Origin of the sequence: Rhodobacter capsulatus, from assembly GCF_052363185.1 — a bacterium.
Lineage (GTDB): Bacteria > Pseudomonadota > Alphaproteobacteria > Rhodobacterales > Rhodobacteraceae > Rhodobacter > Rhodobacter capsulatus_E.
On record NZ_CP198955.1, the window covers coordinates 353,641 to 372,479 of the forward strand.

The 18,839-nt window shown below is 66.3% G+C and carries 18 protein-coding genes, 1 tRNA gene and 1 pseudogene; 5 read left to right on the forward strand and 15 right to left on the reverse strand.

Translation table 11 applies throughout. The features are described 5' to 3' along the window. Positions 1-115: 115 nt before the first annotated feature. The 8 genes from yihA to rpmH form a co-directional block, all read right to left on the reverse strand. Complete coding sequence (gene yihA / locus ACTTAG_RS01845) at positions 116-766, reverse strand: ribosome biogenesis GTP-binding protein YihA/YsxC (protein ID WP_444463913.1); 651 nt, start codon at positions 764-766, stop codon at positions 116-118. Further along, on the reverse strand, positions 766-1,521 hold the full coding sequence (locus ACTTAG_RS01850) for an MOSC domain-containing protein (RefSeq protein ID WP_444463914.1): 756 nt from the start codon (positions 1,519-1,521) through the stop codon (positions 766-768). Before ACTTAG_RS01850 ends, yihA begins: the two co-directional genes overlap by 1 nt. After that, on the reverse strand, positions 1,518-3,380 hold the full coding sequence (gene yidC / locus ACTTAG_RS01855; RefSeq protein WP_444463915.1) for a membrane protein insertase YidC: 1,863 nt from the start codon (positions 3,378-3,380) through the stop codon (positions 1,518-1,520). The genes ACTTAG_RS01850 and yidC overlap by 4 nt, the downstream gene beginning before the upstream one ends. A 124-nt stretch (positions 3,381-3,504) precedes the next feature. Continuing rightward, a complete protein-coding gene (locus ACTTAG_RS01860) occupies positions 3,505-5,070 on the reverse strand; it encodes an EAL domain-containing protein (RefSeq protein ID WP_444463916.1) in 1,566 nt (521 codons plus the stop codon). Positions 5,071-5,126: 56 nt separating this feature from the next. Further along, positions 5,127-6,011 (reverse strand): tRNA 2-thiocytidine(32) synthetase TtcA, encoded by an 885-nt coding sequence (gene ttcA / locus ACTTAG_RS01865; protein ID WP_444463917.1) that lies wholly within the window; start codon positions 6,009-6,011, stop codon positions 5,127-5,129. Next, the gene (gene yidD / locus ACTTAG_RS01870) at positions 6,004-6,273 is read right to left on the reverse strand and encodes a membrane protein insertion efficiency factor YidD (RefSeq protein ID WP_444463918.1); all 270 of its coding nucleotides are present in this window, start codon (positions 6,271-6,273) and stop codon (positions 6,004-6,006) included. The genes ttcA and yidD overlap by 8 nt, the downstream gene beginning before the upstream one ends. Beyond that, complete coding sequence (rnpA, locus tag ACTTAG_RS01875) at positions 6,270-6,758, reverse strand: ribonuclease P protein component (protein WP_444463919.1); 489 nt, start codon at positions 6,756-6,758, stop codon at positions 6,270-6,272. The genes yidD and rnpA overlap by 4 nt, the downstream gene beginning before the upstream one ends. A gap of 18 nt (positions 6,759-6,776) precedes the next feature. Beyond that, a complete protein-coding gene (gene rpmH, locus ACTTAG_RS01880; RefSeq protein WP_013066095.1) occupies positions 6,777-6,911 on the reverse strand; it encodes a 50S ribosomal protein L34 in 135 nt (44 codons plus the stop codon). Positions 6,912-7,190: 279 nt separating this feature from the next. On the opposite strand from rpmH, the gene ACTTAG_RS01885 reads away from it, so the two are divergent. Beyond that, a complete protein-coding gene (locus ACTTAG_RS01885) occupies positions 7,191-8,594 on the forward strand; it encodes a sensor histidine kinase (RefSeq protein ID WP_444463920.1) in 1,404 nt (467 codons plus the stop codon). Positions 8,595-8,690: 96 nt separating this feature from the next. Next, positions 8,691-8,767, forward strand: a tRNA-Arg gene (locus ACTTAG_RS01890). A 226-nt stretch (positions 8,768-8,993) separates the two neighbouring features. Here ACTTAG_RS01890 and ACTTAG_RS01895 read toward each other — a convergent pair. Further along, positions 8,994-9,419: a hypothetical protein gene (locus ACTTAG_RS01895; RefSeq protein WP_444463921.1), complete on the reverse strand. Its 426-nt coding sequence runs from the start codon at positions 9,417-9,419 to the stop codon at positions 8,994-8,996. Further along, a complete protein-coding gene (locus ACTTAG_RS01900; protein ID WP_444463922.1) occupies positions 9,416-9,667 on the reverse strand; it encodes a hypothetical protein in 252 nt (83 codons plus the stop codon). The genes ACTTAG_RS01895 and ACTTAG_RS01900 overlap by 4 nt, the downstream gene beginning before the upstream one ends. Positions 9,668-9,915: 248 nt before the next feature. On the opposite strand from ACTTAG_RS01900, the pseudogene ACTTAG_RS01905 reads away from it, so the two are divergent. Continuing rightward, a pseudogene (locus tag ACTTAG_RS01905) lies at positions 9,916-11,172 on the forward strand (IS5 family transposase). Between the two features lie 407 nt (positions 11,173-11,579). On the opposite strand, the gene ACTTAG_RS01910 reads toward ACTTAG_RS01905, so the two are convergent. The 3 genes from ACTTAG_RS01910 to ACTTAG_RS01920 form a co-directional block, all read right to left on the reverse strand. After that, positions 11,580-12,212 carry a hypothetical protein gene (locus ACTTAG_RS01910; RefSeq protein ID WP_444463923.1) on the reverse strand — a complete coding sequence of 211 codons (633 nt, stop codon included), beginning with the start codon at positions 12,210-12,212 and terminating at the stop codon, positions 11,580-11,582. Between the two features lie 121 nt (positions 12,213-12,333). Further along, positions 12,334-12,567 (reverse strand): hypothetical protein, encoded by a 234-nt coding sequence (locus tag ACTTAG_RS01915; RefSeq protein ID WP_444463924.1) that lies wholly within the window; start codon positions 12,565-12,567, stop codon positions 12,334-12,336. 69 nt (positions 12,568-12,636) lie between these two features. Then, the gene (locus ACTTAG_RS01920; RefSeq protein ID WP_444463925.1) at positions 12,637-13,377 is read right to left on the reverse strand and encodes a hypothetical protein; all 741 of its coding nucleotides are present in this window, start codon (positions 13,375-13,377) and stop codon (positions 12,637-12,639) included. Between the two features lie 245 nt (positions 13,378-13,622). Between ACTTAG_RS01920 and ACTTAG_RS01925 the strand changes: the two genes are divergently transcribed. Further along, complete coding sequence (locus tag ACTTAG_RS01925; protein WP_444463926.1) at positions 13,623-14,471, forward strand: asparaginase domain-containing protein; 849 nt, start codon at positions 13,623-13,625, stop codon at positions 14,469-14,471. 45 nt (positions 14,472-14,516) lie between these two features. On the opposite strand, the gene ACTTAG_RS01930 is transcribed toward ACTTAG_RS01925, so the two are convergent. Together ACTTAG_RS01930 and pepT are read right to left on the reverse strand one after the other, a co-directional pair. Beyond that, entirely contained in the window at positions 14,517-15,017 is a 501-nt protein-coding gene (locus ACTTAG_RS01930; RefSeq protein WP_444463927.1) for a DUF4405 domain-containing protein, read from the reverse strand. Between the two features lie 141 nt (positions 15,018-15,158). Beyond that, complete coding sequence (gene pepT / locus ACTTAG_RS01935; protein ID WP_444463928.1) at positions 15,159-16,397, reverse strand: peptidase T; 1,239 nt, start codon at positions 16,395-16,397, stop codon at positions 15,159-15,161. A 105-nt stretch (positions 16,398-16,502) separates the two neighbouring features. Between pepT and ACTTAG_RS01940 the strand changes: the two genes are divergently transcribed. Further along, entirely contained in the window at positions 16,503-18,812 is a 2,310-nt protein-coding gene (locus tag ACTTAG_RS01940; RefSeq protein WP_444463929.1) for a Tex family protein, read from the forward strand. Positions 18,813-18,839: the final 27 nt, after the last annotated feature.

The following is an 18,839-nucleotide window of genomic DNA, read 5'->3' on the forward strand; positions in this document are numbered from 1 at the left end:
GGGGCTCTGCCCCCCGGCTGCGCCTCCCCCCGGGATATTTCGGCCAAGGTGAAAGGGCCCTTCATCTTGCCTCAAATATCCCGGGGGAGTCCCGCAGGGACGGGGGCAGCGCCCCCTAGGCCAGCGTCGCGATGATCGCCCGCAGGGTTTCGATGCCCTCGCCCTTTTCCGAGGAGGTGACGACGATCTCGGGGAAGGCGGCCGGGTGCTTCGAGAGCGCGCCCTTGACCTGTTCGATCACCCGCTCCAGCTCGGCCTTGGAAATCTTGTCGGCCTTGGTCAGCACCGCCTGAAAGGTCACGGCGGAGCGGTCGAGCAGCTGCAGGATGTCCTCGTCCACCGCCTTCACCCCGTGCCGCGCGTCGATCAGCACGAAGGCGCGGCGCAAAGTGGCGCGGCCCGAGAGATAGGATTTCAGCAGCGCCTGCCACTTCTTTACGATCGCCACCGGCGCTTCGGCGAAACCGTAGCCGGGCAGGTCGACCAGATAGGGGCCGCCCTCGGTGGTGAAGAAGTTGATCTCCTGCGTCCGGCCCGGCGTGTTCGAGGCCCGGGCCAGGTTCTTGCGCCCGGTCAGCGCGTTGATCAGCGAGGATTTCCCCACATTCGAGCGGCCCGCGAAACAGACTTCGATCCGGTCGGCGGGGGGCAGGCCCGTCATCGCGACGACGCCTTTTAGGAAAACCACCGGCGCCGCGAACAGCAGCCGGCCGCGTTCGCGGGCCTCTTGCTCCGGCTCCGGGGCCAGCGTGAATTGCATCTGCATCAAAGCACCTCCACAGGGTCGCCAAGGGTGATGGTGCCGCCTTCGATCACCGTCGCATAACAGCCGAAATGCCAGTCGCCGTTCAGGCGCTCGAGCAATTCCAGCATTTCAAGGTCTTCCGTGCCGGTGGCCGGATCGGTGCAGGTGGCCCGGCAGCGGGTGATCGGCATCGCCACCTCCAGCACGGCAGCCCCGATGCGCAGCCGCTTGCCCGGCAGATCGCGCTCGGCCCAGGGGGCCCAGCCCTCCACCCAGAGATTGCCGCGAAAGCGATGCCGCGAGATCTGCCGCCCGGCGGCCTGCCCAAGTGCTTCGAGCGAGGCAAGCGACAGCAGCGAGACATAGGGCTCGGCCATGTCGGAAAGGGCAACGCCATCGACACGTTCGACCGCGCGCGGCGCCGGGCGGGTTTCGGGCCAGAGCGGGCGCAGCCAGTCGATCAGCCGGGCTTGATCCTCGGCCCGGTCGGGGTCGCAGGTCAGCGCGGCCCGGTCGGGATGGCGCAGCGTGATTTGCCCGTCCGCCTGCATCTGCGCGGTGACCGCCATCAGCTGCGGCGCCGCGACGCCGCGCAGGAAATTGCTCTTGCGGGCCCAGTCCCGCAGCGGGCTGTCGAATTTCGCCGCCTGATGCGACACCGCCCAGACCCGGTCGAAAGGCAGAACGCGCCCCTGATGCAGGGGCGCGCTGTCGATGTCCTCGTGGCCGATCGACTTGATCGGGTGCCGGACGATATGGGTCAACCGTCCGGTCATTTCTTCGGCGGTTCTTCCGCGGTCTTCTTGCGGAACCCGGCGACGATGTTGCCGAACAGGTCAGGCCGTTTGCCGTGCAGCGACATGATTGAATATTGCTGCACGAAGGTGATCACGTTGTTCGCGATCCAGTAGAGCACCAGCCCCGAGGCGAAGCCGCCCAGCATGAACATGAAGATCCAGGGCATCCAGGCGAAGATCGCGGCCTGGCTCGGATCGGTGGGCGCCGGGTTCAGCTTTTGCTGGAACCACATCGAGATGCCGAGCAGGATCGGCAGAACGCCCAGGCTGAAGATGAACAGCAGCGAGCCCGGCTCCGGCGTGGCATAGGGCAGCAGGCCGAACAGGTTCAGGATCGAGGACGGATCGGGGGCCGAGAGGTCCTTGATCCAGCCGATCCAGGGCGCGTGGTACAGCTCGATCGTGACGTAGATCACCTTGTAAAGCGCGAAGAAGATCGGGATCTGCAGCAGGATCGGCAGACAGCCCGCGGCGGGGTTGATCTTTTCGCGCTTGTAAAGCTCCATCATGCCGCGTTGCAGCGCCTGCTTGTCGTCCTTGGTGCGCTCTTTCAGCGCCTCCATCATCGGCTGGATTTCCTTCATCTTCGCCATCGAGATGTAGGAGGTCCGCGCCAGCGGGAAGACGATCATCTTGATGATCACGGTCAGCGCGATGATCGCCCAGCCCATGTTGCCCAGCACCGCATGCAGCCAGTGCAGCAGCCGGAACATCGGTTTCGTCAGGAAGTAATACCAGCCCCAGTCGATCGAATCGACAAAGCGGGTGATCTGCGGCTGCGTCGGATCGACGGTGTCGCCGAACAGCCGGTCGAACAGGCCGGGGTCGTTCTGATACCGGGCGATCGGCTCCCATTCCTTCGCGCCGGCAAAGAGCCGCGTGGTGATCGAGGTGCTGGCCCCGGCCGCGATTTCGATGGCGGGCTGCCGGGTCTCGGTCTGGTAAAGATCGGCCGAGGCGACATATTTCACCACCGAGGTGAACCGGGCGGCGTCGGGGATCAGCGTCGTCATCCAGTATTTGTCGGTGAACCCGGCCCAGCCGCCGGTCTCGGCCGAAAGCACGTCGGCCTGACCTTCGCCCGGGACGGTGTCAAGATCGGTGATCTTGGCGTATTTGATTTCCTGCAATTCGCCGTTGGTCATCCGCACCGCACCTTCGTGCAGCACATAGACGCGGTTGCCCGCCGGGATGCCGTGCCGGGCGATGATGCCCCAGGGCGCGATGCTGACCGGGGCGGTGCCGGTGTTCTGCACCGCATCGGTGATGCTGAACAGATATTGCGGATCGACGGCGATGGTGCGGGTGAACACGAGCCCCGCGCCATTGTCCCAGGTCAGGACCAGCGGGGTCTCGGGCGTCAGTTTCGCGCCTTCGGGGGCGGTCCAGAGCGTCTTCGGACCGGGCACCTGCGCCGCCGTGACACCGGCCAGCGCCGACCAGCCCTGCACGACGTAATAGGGTTTGGCGCTGTCCAGATCGGTTCCGCCGACCGGCGCCAGAAGCCGCACCAGCGGCGAGGTCTCGTCCAGCTTTTCGCGGTAGGTCTTCAGCGAAAGATCATCGAACCGGGCGCCCAGAAGCGAGATCGAGCCGGTCAGCGCGGGCGTGTCGATGGCGACCCGCGGCGCTTCGGGCGCGGGGTCGACCGTCGGCGCGGCCGTGGCAAGGGGCGCCGTGGCGGGCGCTGCCGCCGGGGCGCTTTCCGTCGCGACCTGACCCTGGGCGGCCGGGTCGGTCGGTTCCGGTTTCGGCGGCGGGAAGAAGACGGTCCAGACGACGATCACCAGTGCCGAAAGCACCGTCGCAAGGATGAGGTTCCTGTTTTGATTGTCCATGGGCGTGCATTTCCCCTGCCGATCCGGAGTCGGCCCGGTTCAACAGAAGGGGCGGCCAAAGGTCAAGCGCTTTCGCGCAACGGCCTCTCGCATCGCGCGATTCCCGCCTTTTGTCGCAGCGCGTTCAGGCCCCGCGCCGCAGGTCCGGACGCGGGATCGAGGACAGCCGCGCCGCGTGGCGGGCCATCCAGGCGGCGCATTCCTCCAGCGGCAGCGGCGCCGAAATCGCCTTGCCCTGCACATGGTTGCACCCGAGTTGCGCCAGCATTGCATGTTCGCCGATCGTCGCCACCCCCTCGGCCAGGGTCTCCAGCCCGAGCCCGGCCGCAAAGGAGACGATCGCCGAGACCAGACGCTGCTGTTCCGGGTCGCGCTCGACATTGGTGACGAAGGAACGATGGATGCGAATCCGATCCGCGCCGGTGCGGCGGATCGCCGAGACCGAGACCGGCCCGGTGCCGAATCCGGCCAGTTCGATCCGGCACCCCAGCTTCGCGCAATGCGAGACGTTGCGCAGGATCACCTCGTCGTCGAGCCGCGCCGTCACCTCGCGGTGCAGCACCAGACAGACCTGCCGCGGCGGCACCTCGAAGCGGTCGAAGTCCCATTTCAGCCGGTCGAACATTTTCGGATCGGTGGCCTGTTCAATCCCGATCGGCAGGCTGACCAGCCCCGCCGTCGCGGTCAGCTTGTCCCATTCGCGCAGCGCGCCGAAACATTGAAACAGCATCACCTCGGCCAGACGGATCTGCAGCCCCTTCGCGGCGACGGCGGGCAGGATCTCGGTTTCCGTCAGGATGCCGCGATCGCGGTCAAGCCAGCGCGGCACCGCCAGCATCCCCGAGACCGCCCCGGTGTCGGTGCTGATCTGGGGCTGGAAATAGGCGACGATCCGCCCCTCTTCGAGCGCGGGGGCAATGTCCGAAGCCAGCGCGCTTGGCGCCCGGGCGGTTGGCCGGACCTCGGGCGTATAGGCGCGGATCGCCCCGGGGCCATTGCGGCTGGCCTCCTCGGCGGCGGTTTCGGCCGCCTGCAAGATCGCCTTGCCGGTCGGTTCGGGGGCGCGCGACATCAGGCAGAAACCGACATGGCTGGTGACATTCACGCTGCGCGCGGTGATCGAATAGGGCGCGTCGCAGGCCAGTTGCAGCCGAGCCGAGAGCTGGATCATGCTTTCAAGATCCGGCCGTTGCGTCGGGGCGAGGATCGCGGCGTAACGCGCCCCGTCGAGCAGGGCGATCCGGTCGCAATTGCGCAGCGCGCCGCGCAGACGTGCGCCGAAGGCCTGCAGGAATTCCTCGAATTCCTCGCGCGACATCTGCCGCGCCAGCGCCGTGGGATCGTCGATGCCGATCACCAGACAGGCCGTGCCCCGGCCGCTGTCGCTGGCGTCCCGGGCCGAAGCCTCCATCATTTCCTCGGCATCGGCGCGTTGCGGCAGCGCGCGCATCGCGGCGCCTTCGTCCTCGGGCTCTTCGGGGATGGCGAGCGGGCGGCTCATCCAGGCGACCATCAGCGCGGTGGCGCCGACGAGGGTCATCCCCTCCAGCCCGAACCACAGCCCGGCGAGCGAAACGGCGGGCAGAAAGGCCACCATTTCCCGGCGCAAGAGAATCGGCCCCTTCAGTTTCGCCTTGTTTTTCTTGCCCCTTTTCGCCGCATTGCCCATTTTCGCCCTCAGCCCAGCCATGAGAGGCAGCCCCCTCTCGTCGGTCATGACCCTAGGCAGGTTTGGTCAGCGATTGGTTAAGGCGCGTGCCGCAAGTCCGGGATGTTTTCGATAAAATCCGAAACAATCGGGGCGTCAGTGCGCAACAATGCCGCGAAATCGAAGAGGCCGGGATCGCACAGATGCGAGGGGCGGACATTCATCAACGCCCGGAACATGACCTGACGGCGGCCGGGGCTGCGCGCCTCCCAGCCATCGAGGATCTGCTTGACCTGCACCCGCTGCAAACCTTCCTGAGAGCCGCAGAGATTGCACGGGATGATCGGATAGCCCATGCCGCGGGCGAATTTCTCGCAATCGGCCTCGGCGACGAAGGCAAGCGGGCGGCAGAGGAACAGATCGCCCTCCTCGTTCAGCAGCCGCGGCGGCATCGTTGCCAGCCGCCCGCCGTGAAAGAGGTTCATGAAGAAGGTTTCCAGAATGTCGTCGCGGTGATGGCCAAGGACGACGGTGGAACAGCCCTCCTCGCGGGCGATGCGGTAAAGATTGCCGCGCCGCAACCGCGAACACAGGCTGCAGGTGGTCTGACCTTCGGGGATCTTTTCCTTGACCACCGAATAGGTGTCCTGAAACTCGATCCGGTGGGCGACCCCCATGCGGGTCAGGAACTCGGGCAGAACGGTGGCGGGAAAGCCCGGCTGCCCCTGATCGAGGTTGCAGGCGAGCAACTCTACCGGCAGCAGGCCGCGCCATTTCAGCTCGACCAGCGCGGCGAGGAGCGTGTAGCTGTCCTTGCCGCCCGAGAGGCAGACGAGCCAGCGATCCCCGGGCTTGACCATGCCATAGGTCTCGATCGCCGCGCGGGTCTCGCGCAGGATGCGCTTGCGCAACTTCTTGAATTCGGTGGAAGACGGCGCCCCCGCCAGAAGCGGCGGCAGGCCGGTGTCATCCTCGTCAAGCATGGTCGTGATCCTTGTGGCGCGTCGCGTCGAAGGCGGGATCGGCGCCCGGCACCGGGTCGTAGCCATGCCCGCCCCAGGGATGGCAGGACCCGACCCGTTTCGCCGCAAGCCAGCCGCCCCTGAGCGCGCCGTGGCGTTCCAGCGCCTCCAGCGCATAGGCAGAACAGGTCGGCTGATAGCGGCAGCCATGGCCGACCCAAGGGGAAAGCAGCAGCCGATAGGCCCGGACCGGCAGGGAGATCAGAAAGGCAAACGGGCTCATTTGCCGCGTCTCCGGCCCTTGGGCACCTCGCCCGGCGGACGGGGCTTCAGGCTGCGCCCGGCGTGGATATCGGCGATGGCGCGGACCAGATCGGCCTGCAGCGCGGCGAAATCGCGGCTGGCGGTGGCCTCGGGGCGGCCGACAAGGACGTAATCCCAGCCCGGACGGCCAAGGCCGGGCAGGCCCAGCCGCGCCACCTCGCGCAGGCGGCGCTTGGCGCGGTTGCGCGCGACCGCATTGCCGAGTTTCTTCGAGCAGGTGAAGCCCACGCGGATCAGATCGGCGGGGGCGGCATCGGCTTCGCCGCGCTTGCGGGCCTGCAACAGGAAGCCGGGCGTGCTGATCCGCTGCGCCGAAGCGGCGCGCAGGAAATCGGCGCGTTTGCGCAGAACGGTCAGGATGGGGGCCGGACAAAAGGAAACCGCCGGGGCAGATCCCGGGTCCCGACCCTCTGGGCCAGTCGCGGGAGCCTCCGGCGGTGTCATGCGGTCAGGCCGTCAGCCTTACGCCGACAGAACCTTGCGGCCGCGGGCGCGACGGGCGTTCAGAACCTTGCGGCCGCCTTTGGTCGCCATGCGGGCGCGGAAGCCGTGGCGACGGGCGCGAACGAGGTTCGACGGCTGGAAAGTGCGTTTCATCGCGGATACTCCGGTTGTCTTGTCGGGGGGGCAGCGAAAGTCCTGCCGGATTCGGCTGCCCTGCAATTGAAGCCCGGTCTTTAGGGGCATCCTTGGCACAAGTCAATTCATCCGCGCGGGTTTTTTGCGCATCCGGCGGCTGCGCGGCGATTGCGCCCTTCCGCTGCCGCCATGAGATCCCTATGTAGGTGCAAAAGGCTTTGGTATTCCATACAAATGCCAAGGACATGAGGAGGGGGCGAAAGGACCCCCGGGCGGATCGCCGCCGATCGGGACAGGATGAAGCTCAACACGCTTTCCGGGCGGTTTCTTGTGCTCACGACGGTCTTCGTCGTGTTGGCCGAAGTGCTGATCCTGTTGCCGGGCCTTGCCAATTTCCGCGAGGATTATCTGCTGACCCGGCTGGAACGGGCGCAGATCGCCTCGCTCGCGCTTCTGACCACCGACATGATGATCGAGCCGGACCTGGAACAGGAGCTGCTCGACAATGCCGGGGTCTACAACGTCGTTTTGCGGCGCGATGCGGTGCGTCAGCTGGTGCTGTCCTCGCCGATCCCGCAGCCGATCGCCGCCACCTATGACCTGCGCGAGGAGCCCTTCGTCAATCTGGTCCGCGATGCGCTGGCGGTTCTGGCCGATCCGCAGAATCACGTGATCCGGGTGATCGGCGATCCGGTGCAAAAGGGCGGTCTGGTGATCGAGGTGACGCTGGCCACCCAGCCGATGCGGCTGGCGATGATCGAATCGGGGCTGCGGCTGCTGTCTTTGTCGGCGGTGGTCTCGGTGGTCACCGCGTTTTTGCTGTTCTTTCTGGTGCGGCGTCTGATGGTGGTGCCGATCAAGCGCGTCGTGGCGCATATGGCCGCCTATGCCGCCGCGCCCGAGGATGCCCGCACGATCATCCGCCCCGAAGCCCGGATCGAGGAGCTGCGGGTGGCCGAGGAGGCGCTGGCCTCGATGCAGCACCAGCTGACGGCGGCGCTTCGACAAAAGGAACGGCTGGCGCAGCTGGGTCAGGCGGTGGCGAAGATCAGCCACGATCTGCGCAACATCCTGACCACGGCGCAGCTTTTCGCCGACCGGATGGAGGGCTCGGACGATCCGGCGGTGCAACGGGCGGCGCCGAAGCTGATGGGCTCGATCGGGCGGGCGATCAACCTGTGCGAGACGACGCTGGCCTTTGGCCGCGCCGAGGAGCCGCCGCCACGGTTGAAGCCTTTCGATCTGGCCGGTCTGGTGGCCGAGGTGATCGAGGGCGAAGCGGGGCTGACCGCGGCGGTCGATTTCCTGTCCGATGTCGCGCCGGGGCTGATGATTCACGCCGACCACGAGCAGCTTTACCGGGTGCTGTCGAACCTGGCCCGCAATGCGCGACAGGCGATCGAGGCGACGGGCCAGCCCGGCACGATCGAGATCGGCGCGGGGGAAGAGCCCGAGGGCTGGTGGATCCGGGTGCAGGATACCGGGCCGGGCCTGCCCGCCAAGGCGCGCGAGCGGCTGTTCCAGCCGTTTTCGGGCGGGGTGAAGAAGGGCGGCACCGGGCTGGGCTTGGCGATTTCGGCCGAACTGGTGCGCGGCCATGGCGGGCGGCTGGATCTTGTGCGCAGCGACGAGACCGGCACCGAATTCCGCCTGCATCTGCCGCGGCCGTTGCTTCTGGCTGGGGACGAGGCCGAGGCGTGACAGCCGCGCCCGGACCGGGACTGAAAGAAAACTTTCGACTTGGTCGATTTCGGGCTTGCAATGGTCTCTGGGCGGGGCTACATCGCCCTCCACGACGGACCCGTAGCTCAGCTGGATAGAGCATCAGACTACGAATCTGAGGGTCGGGCGTTCGAATCGCTCCGGGTCCGCCATTTTCCCACAATAAAAACAAGCACTTAGCTAACCCCTTGCGGGTGCTTGGTTGCGTTGTGCGGCCCGTCATAGCGCTGTCATAGCGGCCGCGATTCCCCGTCACGAAAGCGCCCCACACCGAGGGGTGCAGGGCGCTGCGCTAGCGGGGCATGGGGTCACCCTAGCGCTGAGACCGTTCGTTTAGCGTCCGACGGTTCCCTTAGGACGCTCGGGGCTAGCCATCCATCACCCGAGATTCGCTGTGCTGGCCCCCTTACATCCATCGCAGATGCGCAGGGCCTTCACGTCATCACTGAAGAAGGGCTTCGCGCACTTCATGCAGCACCGCCACCCGACTTGCCTGACCACACGCGGCGGGTTGTGGTCCATGTCCAGCACTGGTTCGCGCCTTACGCCACCGTCCCACGGCCACGCTTTCGGTTCGCTGAACCCGTGCGATGCGGAAGCTGACGCCATGACGGGCGCACGCGGCACCCGCACCGCTTTCGGGGCATTCGGCTGGTTCGGTGATCGCCAAACACGGTCGCACTCCACACAGCGGTTCCCCTTGACGTAGCGTTCAGCGACATGGCCGTGCTTGCAGGGTTCGCCTGTGAAGAACCGGATCAGCCCGTGCCGCTTGGCGTCGTCTAGGGAGACAAGTGTGGTCATGCCCTTCCCCACACTCCGTTCCCGGTCGTGCGCCGCACGTCCCAAGACCCCTCGCGATCCCACCGCCGCAGGCAGTCGAGCAGCACGGGCATGTCGGTGCCGCACAGCTTTCCGCTTGCGACCCCTTCCATGCACTCCTGCGCGAAAGCCTCGGTGCTGCCGTAGAGCGCTGCAATCGGTGAAAGGCGGGGCGCGAGCTGCGCTTCCAGCTTCGCCACCCTCTTCAACATGCCGCGCACCCCGGCCATCAGGCGCGCCCCTCGCCCTTGAGCCAGCGGGGGCGCAGGCCCTTGATGGTGCGCTGCATCCGCATCAGCGCTTTCGCCTGCTCCTCGCGCTGGTCCTGCGCCGCGAACACGCGATCCACGGCACGGGCGACAGCGCGGGCGCTGGGCTGAGGCTTGCTGTGGTCACCATTAGCAGGGTGCTGAAATAGTCGGCCTCGACCGCGGATACAAAACATGATTCACCCCTTCCCATGGCGAAGGGGATCACGATGCGGGGCACGGACGAGACGAGCGGGTCGCTTTTCAGCTATGTCGACCTCGAGGATCGCATCCCGGCCAGGCATCCGCTGCGCAAGATCCGGCAGGTGGTGAACGAAGCCCTCACCAGCCTCGATGGTGATTTCGAGGGGCTTTACATCCGCTTCGGCCGCCCCTCGATCGCGCCGGAACGGCTGATCCGGGCGAGCCTGCTGCAAATTCTGTTTTCCATCCGCTCGGAACGGCAACTGATGGAGCAGATGGATTACAACCTGCTGTTTCGCTGGTTCGTCGGGCTGGGGATCGACGATCAGGTCTGGGGTGAAGGGCGCCCGGAAATCTGTCCAGTGGACAGATTTCAGCCCTGAACGGGCGGAGCCCCGGGCCGAAGGCCGACGGTGTTCACGAAGAACCGCGACCGGCTGATGAGCACCGAGATGTCGCGCAAGATCATGGCCGCGATCCTCGCCCATCGCGAGGTGGCGCCACTGCTCTCGGACGAGCATTTCTCGGTCGATGGCACGCTGGTGAAGGCGTGGGCGTCGATGAAAAGCTTCCAGCCGAAGGCGCCGCCGCCCGAGGCGGATGGCCCCGGCGACGATCCCGGTGACGAGGATCCCGGCGCCCCGCCGCCGCCCAGCCCCGCCCCCGAGACGCCCGCGACCGAAGCAAGGACCGATCCGATGCCCCGCAGCCCCCGCCAGAACCGCAATGCCGAGGTCGACTTTCGCGGCGAGAAACGCTCGAATGCGACGCATGCCTCGACCACCGACCCCGAGGCGCGGCTTTACAAGAAATCCCCCGGGACCGGCGCGATGCTGTGCTTCATCGGCCATGCGCTGATGGAGAACCGTTCCGGTCTGATCGTGCAGGGCGAGTTGACCCGCGCCGATGGCCATGCCGAACGGCAAGCGGCGCTCGACATGATCCACCGCCATTCCCCCGGCTCGACCCGGCGCCTGACGCTGGGGGCGGACAAAGGCTATGACGCAGCTGACTTCGTCCGCGACCTGCGCAAGGCTTGCGTCACGCCCCATGTCGCACAAAAGGCCCGACATTCCGCCATCGACCGCCGCACCACCCGCCACGACGGCCACGCCATGTCGCTGAGACATCGAAAGCGGATCGAAGAGGCCTTTGGTTGGGCCAAGACGGTCGGTGGAATGGCGCAAACGATGTATCGCGGCCTTGACCGGGTGCGGTCGCGTTTCATCCTGACGATGGCAGCCAACAACCTGGCACGACTGCCCCGGCTGCTCGCCGCCTGAGGACGAAGAGCGGTGGACCGGCGGGGCGCTCAAGCCCAGAACTCGTACGAAAACGGGAAGTCATTCTCGTCTGCCGACTATTTCAGCGGCCTGTTAGGGCGGACAGGGCGGATTTTGGAAAATGAAAATCCGCCCGAAAAACCCCTTATTTTATTGAACGGGCGGAAAGGGCGGAAAGGGCGGACAAAAATATTAGTTAGTTCTCTTTTCTTTGGCTCTTCTCTCTTCGCGCGGTAGGGGCGGGGCTGTCGTGTGCAATTGTGGGAAAATTCTGTCAGTACCTATTTTTCCGTCCGCCCTGTCCGTCCTGTCCGCCCAGCCAATAGAATAAGGGGTTTTCAGGGCGGATTATCGGGCGGACACGTATTTCCAAAATCCGCCCTGTCCGCCCGAAGTGAAAAGGCGCGCTAACGCGCGCCCTCACAAAGCCACCTCCGACCCCTTCGGGATATGCGGCAACCCCAGCTTGTCGCGAAGGATGCGCACGTTCGGCACATCCCCCCCCCACCGATGCCCTTGGGCAACTTGTTGTGGGTCCGGTTCTTGCCACTCAGTTCCAGCGCTCCAGCGTCTTCCAGCGCCCGCAACAGGGCAGCGCGGGTCCCGTTCAAGCCCATGGCCTTCATGTCGTTCAACGCGTCTGCGATGAGGACAATCTTGTCTTCGTCGTACCATCCCTTGAGGTCACGATAGCTGCGCGCGGCGTCGTCCGTGATGTCCATAACGCTTACGTCAAAGGCGCGGACAAGCCATGCCCGGAAGCCGTCCAGCAGGGAGGCTTCGCCTTCGGTGGCCTTGCCTTCGTCCGATACTTTGAACGCCGCCCATGCTGCCGCCACCGCGCCCCGGACCTTTGCCACGTCATCAAGGAGTCCTGCCTCACAGGCCTTTTCGCCCGCGATCTGCACAAGGGCGAAGATGCGCGCCGCCCGTGCCTGTGCGGGGGACGCATCGCCTGCCAAGGTCGTGGCGGCGTCGTCCACTGCTTTGCGCAGTTCATGCCCCCGGCGGTGCCAGTCTTCCGCGATCAGCCACCGCACGAACGCCGGTCCCGCGTGTCCGTAGTTCCGAGTCACATCTTCAAGGACCTTGATTTCAGCCGCGCTGACGCGCGCCCCGTCCCCGACGGAAATATCCGGGAACCGTACCGAGATGCCGGTTTTATAGTCCGCCCGCCGAAGCCACGTCCGCGTGATAGGGGTTCACCAGAATATCGACGCCCGACCAGTAGCCGATATGCAGGCTCGCCCATTCGCCATAGATCAGCGGATATTTCGCCGGGCCGGTCGAGGTCGCCGGCACGTTGGTCGAGGCTTCCACGCGCTCGTTGTGGAACAGCTCGGCCAGCGGAATGGTGTGACTGTCGCCGTCCTTGATCTTGCGCGCCTCGGCCATGACGTTCGGGTGCGTCAGGAAAGCCCGGGTGTTCGAGTGGCCGACAACGTGTCGACGCGGGGCGTGCCGTCATGGTGCAGCCCGTCGAGCCAAACCCGGATCGGGTGGAAACGCTGCGCGTGGGCGGCGAGCGCAATTCCCTCCTGCATCGCCTCCGCGCTCGGGGAGACCCTCGATCGCGCCGAAATAGAAGGCCTGGGATGGCGTGAAAGACTCCGGTGCCAGAATCCCGCCGAGGGCGCCATTGAGCCGTGCCACGAGATCTGCGCGGGCCTCGCGGGCCACCGGCTCGGCAAGCGGGCAGAGCACGCGCCAGCGCGGCGCCTCGGGGCGGTGCGAGGGGGGTTCATGCACCAGGGCGGCGATGTCCGCGGCGCCCAGGCGAGACGCCGCTTCCTGCGCGGTCATGCTCCCCGCGTCGTGGTCGCCCTCGATGCCAGTCACGCGCAGAAGGTTCGCGTCAAAGCGCACGCTGCCCTTGATGGTGCGAGACTCGCCGAAGGTGCCGAGCTTCCACAGCGGCAGGTTGCCCTTGTCCTTGGCGCGGGTCATTCGCACCATCTGCGCGAGGTCGCGCAGGCTCAGGGTCTCGTGTCGCGCTGTGCTGGCGCGCGTATCAGGAAAGATCGTGATTTCGAGCGAAGTCTCTAGCCCGGTTGGGTGCGATCTGGTAAGTTCACAGAAGTCCGCTTTCGGAAGATTTTCAGAGCCGCGCGAGGTGCCAGCCTCGGCGGCTCTTTCCATTTCGGGGGGTTTGCATTGCTGCCCGAGCAGGGCTTGCAAATGCAGGGCTGCAGGTATGGCGTTCACAGTGGTTCCTCATGTTGAGGCCCCGCAAGCGTGCTGACATTACGCTGAAAAATCGTGAGAAATCAGTGACCGAAAAGAGGGATGTTTGACACCATAAGGAATTGGTGCCGTTGAGTTGTCCCACTCGCTCCGGGTCCGCCACTTCCTCTTCGACACTGAAAGCCACGCCTTTGGGCGTGTTTTTTATTGCCCGGCCGGACCCTTCGCCCTAAGGCGCACAGAAGGCGCGGCTTTGGGAGAGACCGATGACCCTTCTTCTGATCCATACCGGCGGCACGATCGGCATGGCCCCCGGCCCGCTGGGGCTGGCGCCAAAGCCCGGTCTGGTCGAGGCGGCGCTGGCCGAGCGGCTGCCGGTCGGTGCGGTGCTGCACAGCCATGTCTTCGCGCCCCTGCGCGACAGTGCCGATATCGGCCCGGCCGACTGGAATGCGATTCTCGATGCGCTCGACGCCCATCCCGGCCTGCCCGCGCTGGTGACGCATGGCACCGACACCATGGCCTTCACCGGGGCGGCGCTGGCGCAGGCCTTGGCCGGGACCGGGCGGCGGGTGATCCTGTGCGGGGCGATGCAGCCGCTGGGGCAGGGGGGCGATGCCGAGCGGAACCTCGATCTGGCGCTGGCTGCGGCCCATGCGCCGGGGATGGGGGTCGATCTGGCATTCGACGGGCGGCTGATGGCGGCCGGCGGGCTGGTGAAACACGACAGCCAGGCCCGCGACGCCTTTCGCAGCCAGCCGCAGGAGCACGCGCCCGCGCCCAAAACCCGTCGCTTCGATCCGGCCCGGCGGCTGGCGGTGCTGACGCTTTCCCCCGGACTGCCCGGCGCGGCGCTCTCGGCGATGCTGCAGGCGCTGGATGGGGCGGTGCTGCGGGTCTTTGGCGCGGGCACGGTGATGCAGGACCCGGCGATCCTGTCGGCCCTGCGCGATGCCGTGGCCGCGGGCAAGCGGCTGCGCGCGGTCAGCCAATGCGAGGCGGGCGGGCTGGCCCCGGGGGCCTATGCGGCCGGGGCGGGTCTTTGGGCGGCAGGCGTCGAAAACGGCGGCCGCGAAACGCCCGAGGCGGCGCTGATCCGGCTTTGGCTCTCGTAACGCAAAAGGGGCCCCGAAGGGCCCCTTGCGCAGCTTTGCCTGACCTTACTTGACCGTAGCAGCCAGCAGCGCCGCGGCCACGGCTTCGGTCGATTTCCCCGAGGCTTGACCCAGCGCCGCCAGCGTGTCTTCCGGCCCGGAGACGGTCAGCCCGGCCTCGGCCAGCTTGCCGGCCAGCGTCGCGCCATCGGTGCCGAAGACCGGCGCCACATCGGCGATTTTCGCATTCATCACCGCCATCGCCAGCGCGAATTGCGGCGGGCCGGAACGGGTCTCGCCCGAGGGGATCGCGAAGGGAATCGAGATCAGCAGCGACACGACGAGCGCGATCCACATCGGCGCGCGCTTGATGTAATTGGTGACCGAGCGCCAGTTTTTCCAGACATGCAGCACGAAGGGCACGATCAGCACCATCGACAGGATTTCGTGCATCGAATGAAAGGTCGACTGCCCGACATGGAAGAACAGCGCGACCCCGGAAATCAGCGAGACAAGGAACAGCCCGGTGATGAAGGGTGTCGCATAGCGGTTGAAAAGATCATTCATGACAGCGCTTTCTGTGGGGCCGGGAGATCGCTGAAGGATCGGGCCCGGGTGCCTTGGGAGGGTTCAGGAGTAAAACGCCGATGGCCGCAACTTTCGTCGCGGCCATCGGTCGAAAGGCTGATCATTCCCTGCGGCAGGCTGTCACACCGGCTTTGCCGCCAGCTGCACCAGCCGCAGACAGACCTGCGTGGCCTGTCCCATGTCCTGCACCGAAACCCATTCGAGCGGCCCGTGAATGTCCTGCATGCCGGTGAAGATATTGGGGCAGGGTACGCCCATTTCCGTCAGCCGCGAGCCGTCGGTGCCGCCGCGGATCGGCACCGACAGCGGTTCAATCCCTTCCGCGCGGCAGGCCTTACGGGCAAGCTCCACCGGCGTCATGTCCTTTTCCAGCCAATAGCGCATGTTGCGGTATTGCGGGCGGATCGTGCAGGTGATTTCCGCCCGCGGTTCCGTGGCAGCGACAGCGGCGCAGACCTGCTGCAAAAGCGCCCCGCGGGCGGCCAGACCCTCCAGCTCGAAATCCCGCAGGATGATGGAAAATTCCACCTCGGCCGCGGTGCCTGCGATGTTGGTGATGTGCCAGAAGCCCTCGCGGCCCTCCACCACCTCGGGGGTCTGCGTCGCCTGCGGCAGCATCTCGATGATCTTCGCGGCCAGATGCAGGGCGTTGACCATCTTGCCCTTTGCGGTGCCGGGGTGGGTCGAAACCCCCTTCACCTTGACCTTCGCGCCATCGGCCGAGAAGCTTTCATATTCGATCTCGCCCACCGCGCCGCCATCGAGCGTATAGGCGAAATCGGCCCCCAGATCCGCGGGCAGCCGGGCATCGACACCGCGGCCGATCTCCTCGTCGGGGGTGAAGGCGATGCGCAGCTTGCCATGCGGGATCTGGGGATTGGCGATCAGATGTTCGGCCAGCGTCATCAGGATCGCCACCCCCGCCTTGTCATCGGCGCCGAGTAACGTCAGCCCCGAAGCGGTGATCAGATCATGGCCGACCTTCTCGCCCAGATAGGGGTTGGCGGCGGGCGAATTCACCAGACCGGGGGCGTCCGGATAGGTGATCTCGCCGCCGTTGTAGCCGCGAATGACCCGCGGTTTCACCCCCGCGGCGTGATAGGCGGGGGCGGTGTCCATATGCGCCAGCATGCCGATCACCGGGCCTTCGGCGGTTGCGGGCACCGTCGCCAGAACGGCGCCATAGTCGGTCACGGTTACGTCGGCGGCTCCGATCCGGGTCAGTTCCTCGGCCAGCATCCGGGCGAGGGTGAGCTGAATCGCGGTTGAAGGCGAGGACGGGCTTTCCTCGTCGCTTTGGGTATCGACGGCGGCGTAACGGCACAGGCGCTCTTCGAGGCGGGGGCAAAATTCGGTCATGACGGACTCCTTTGGCCCAATGGGACGCGGGTGGGCGGAAGTGTCAAGACTTGCCCCGTGACGGCGGCGCGGCTACATCACCCTTCCGGTCGAACGGAGGACCCCATGGACACCGCCACCCGCATTGCCCGCACCATTGCCGAGGAAATCGCCGCCACCCCCGCACAGGTCACCGCCGCGGTGGGGCTGCTCGATGAAGGCGCGACCGTGCCCTTTGTCGCGCGCTACCGCAAGGAAGTGACCGGCGGGCTTGACGACACGCAGCTGCGCAAGCTGGCGGAACGGCTGGATTATCTGCGCGAACGCGAGGCGCGGCGGGCGGCGATTGTCGCCTCGATCACCGAACAGGGCAAGATGACTGACGAGTTGGCGCTGGCGCTGGCCCGGGCCGAGACCAAGGCGGAACTCGAAGACCTTTACCTGCCCTACAAGCCGAAGCGGCGCACGAAAGCGATGATCGCGCGGGAAAATGGCCTTGGTCCGCTGGTCGAGGCGATTCTGGCCGATCGCCGCGCGGTGCCGGAAAAGCTGGCCGAGGGGTATCTGAGCGAAGCCGTTGCCACGGTGAAGGACGCGCTGACCGGCGCGCGCGAAATCGTGGCTGAAGGGCTCGTTGAAAACGCCGCGCTTCTGGGGTCCTTGCGTGAATTTCTGGCGCGCGAGGCCATGATCACCGCGAAGCTGGTCGAGGGGCAGGCCGAGAAGGGCGCGAAATTCTCGGACTATTTCGATCACCGGGAACGTTGGGCCGATGTGCCCAGCCACCGCGCGCTTGCCATGCTGCGCGGCTCGAATGAAGGCGTTCTGACGCTCGATATCGGCCCCGACGAGGATGGCGTCGCCCGGGCCGAGGCGATGGTGGCGGCGGCTTTGGAAGCGAAGACGCAGGCCCCCGGCGATACTTGGCTGCGCGGCGTGGCGGGCTGGACCTGGCGGGTGAAGCTGAGCCTGTCGATGATGCTCGATCTTCTGTCCGAGATGCGCGGGCGCGCGCAGGACGAGGCGATCAGGGTCTTTTCGCGCAATCTCAAGGATCTGCTGCTGGCCGCCCCGGCCGGGGCCAAGACGACTTTGGGGCTTGATCCCGGCATCCGCACCGGCTGCAAGATCGCGGTCGTCGATGCGACGGGCAAGCTGCTGGCGACCGAGACCGTCTATCCCTTCCCGCCGAAATCCGATCTGCGCGGCACGCAGGCGGCGCTGATCCGGCTGATCACGGCGCACAAGGTCGATCTGATCGCCATCGGCAACGGCACCGCCAGCCGCGAGTCCGAGCGTCTGGTGGCGGAAACGCTGAAGCTGCTGCCCGCAAGCGTGAAGGCGCCGACCAAGGTTGTGGTGTCCGAAGCCGGGGCCTCGGTCTATTCGGCCTCCGAACTGGCGGCGAAGGAGTTCCCCGATCTCGACGTGTCCTTGCGCGGCGCCGTCTCGATTGCGCGGCGGCTGCAGGACCCCTTGGCGGAACTCGTCAAGATCGAGCCGAAGTCGATTGGCGTTGGCCAGTATCAGCATGACGTCGATCAGTCGAAGCTGGGCCGGGCGCTGGAAGGCGTCGTCGAAGATGCGGTGAACGCGGTGGGGGTTGACCTGAACACCGCCTCGGCGCCGCTTCTGGCGCATATCTCGGGCCTTGGGCCGGGGCTGGCCGAGGCCATTGTCGCGCATCGCGATGCCAACGGCGCCTTCAAGAGCCGCAAGGAGCTGCTGAAAGTGTCCCGCCTCGGCCCGCGGGCCTTCGAGCAATGCGCGGGCTTTTTGCGCATCACCGGCGGGACAGAGCCGCTCGATGCGTCCTCGGTCCACCCCGAGGCCTATGATGTCGCCCGCGCCATCGTGAAGGCCTGCGGGCGCGACATCCGCGCGCTGATGGGCGACAGTGCGGCGCTGGGCAAGCTGCGCCCGCAGGAGTTTGTCACCGAGAAATTCGGCCTGCCGACGGTGCGCGATATTCTGGCGGAGCTGGAAAAACCCGGCCGTGACCCGCGGCCCAGCTTCGTCACCGCAACCTTTGCGGAGGGGGTCGAGGACATCAAGGACTTGAGGCCGGGGATGCAGCTGGAAGGCACGGTGACGAACGTTGCGGCCTTTGGTGCCTTTGTCGATATCGGCGTGCATCAGGACGGGCTGGTCCATATCAGCCAGCTGGCTGACCGCTTCGTCAAAGACCCGCATGAGGTGGCGAAGGCGGGCGATGTGGTCAAGGTCCGGGTGACCGAGGTGGACGTGGCAAGGAAGCGCATCGCGCTGACGATGCGCAAGGATGGCGGCAGCTCGGCGCGCGAGGATCGCGCCGCCCGCGGGCCGGAGCCGCAAAAGGGCCCGAGGGCCAAGCCGCAGATGTCGGCCGGGCCGAAGACCAGCCCGGCGACCGGCGGCTTTGGCGCGGCCCTGCTTGACGCGATGAAGAAACGCTGAGGCCTCGGGCAAGGCGGCGCCAATCCG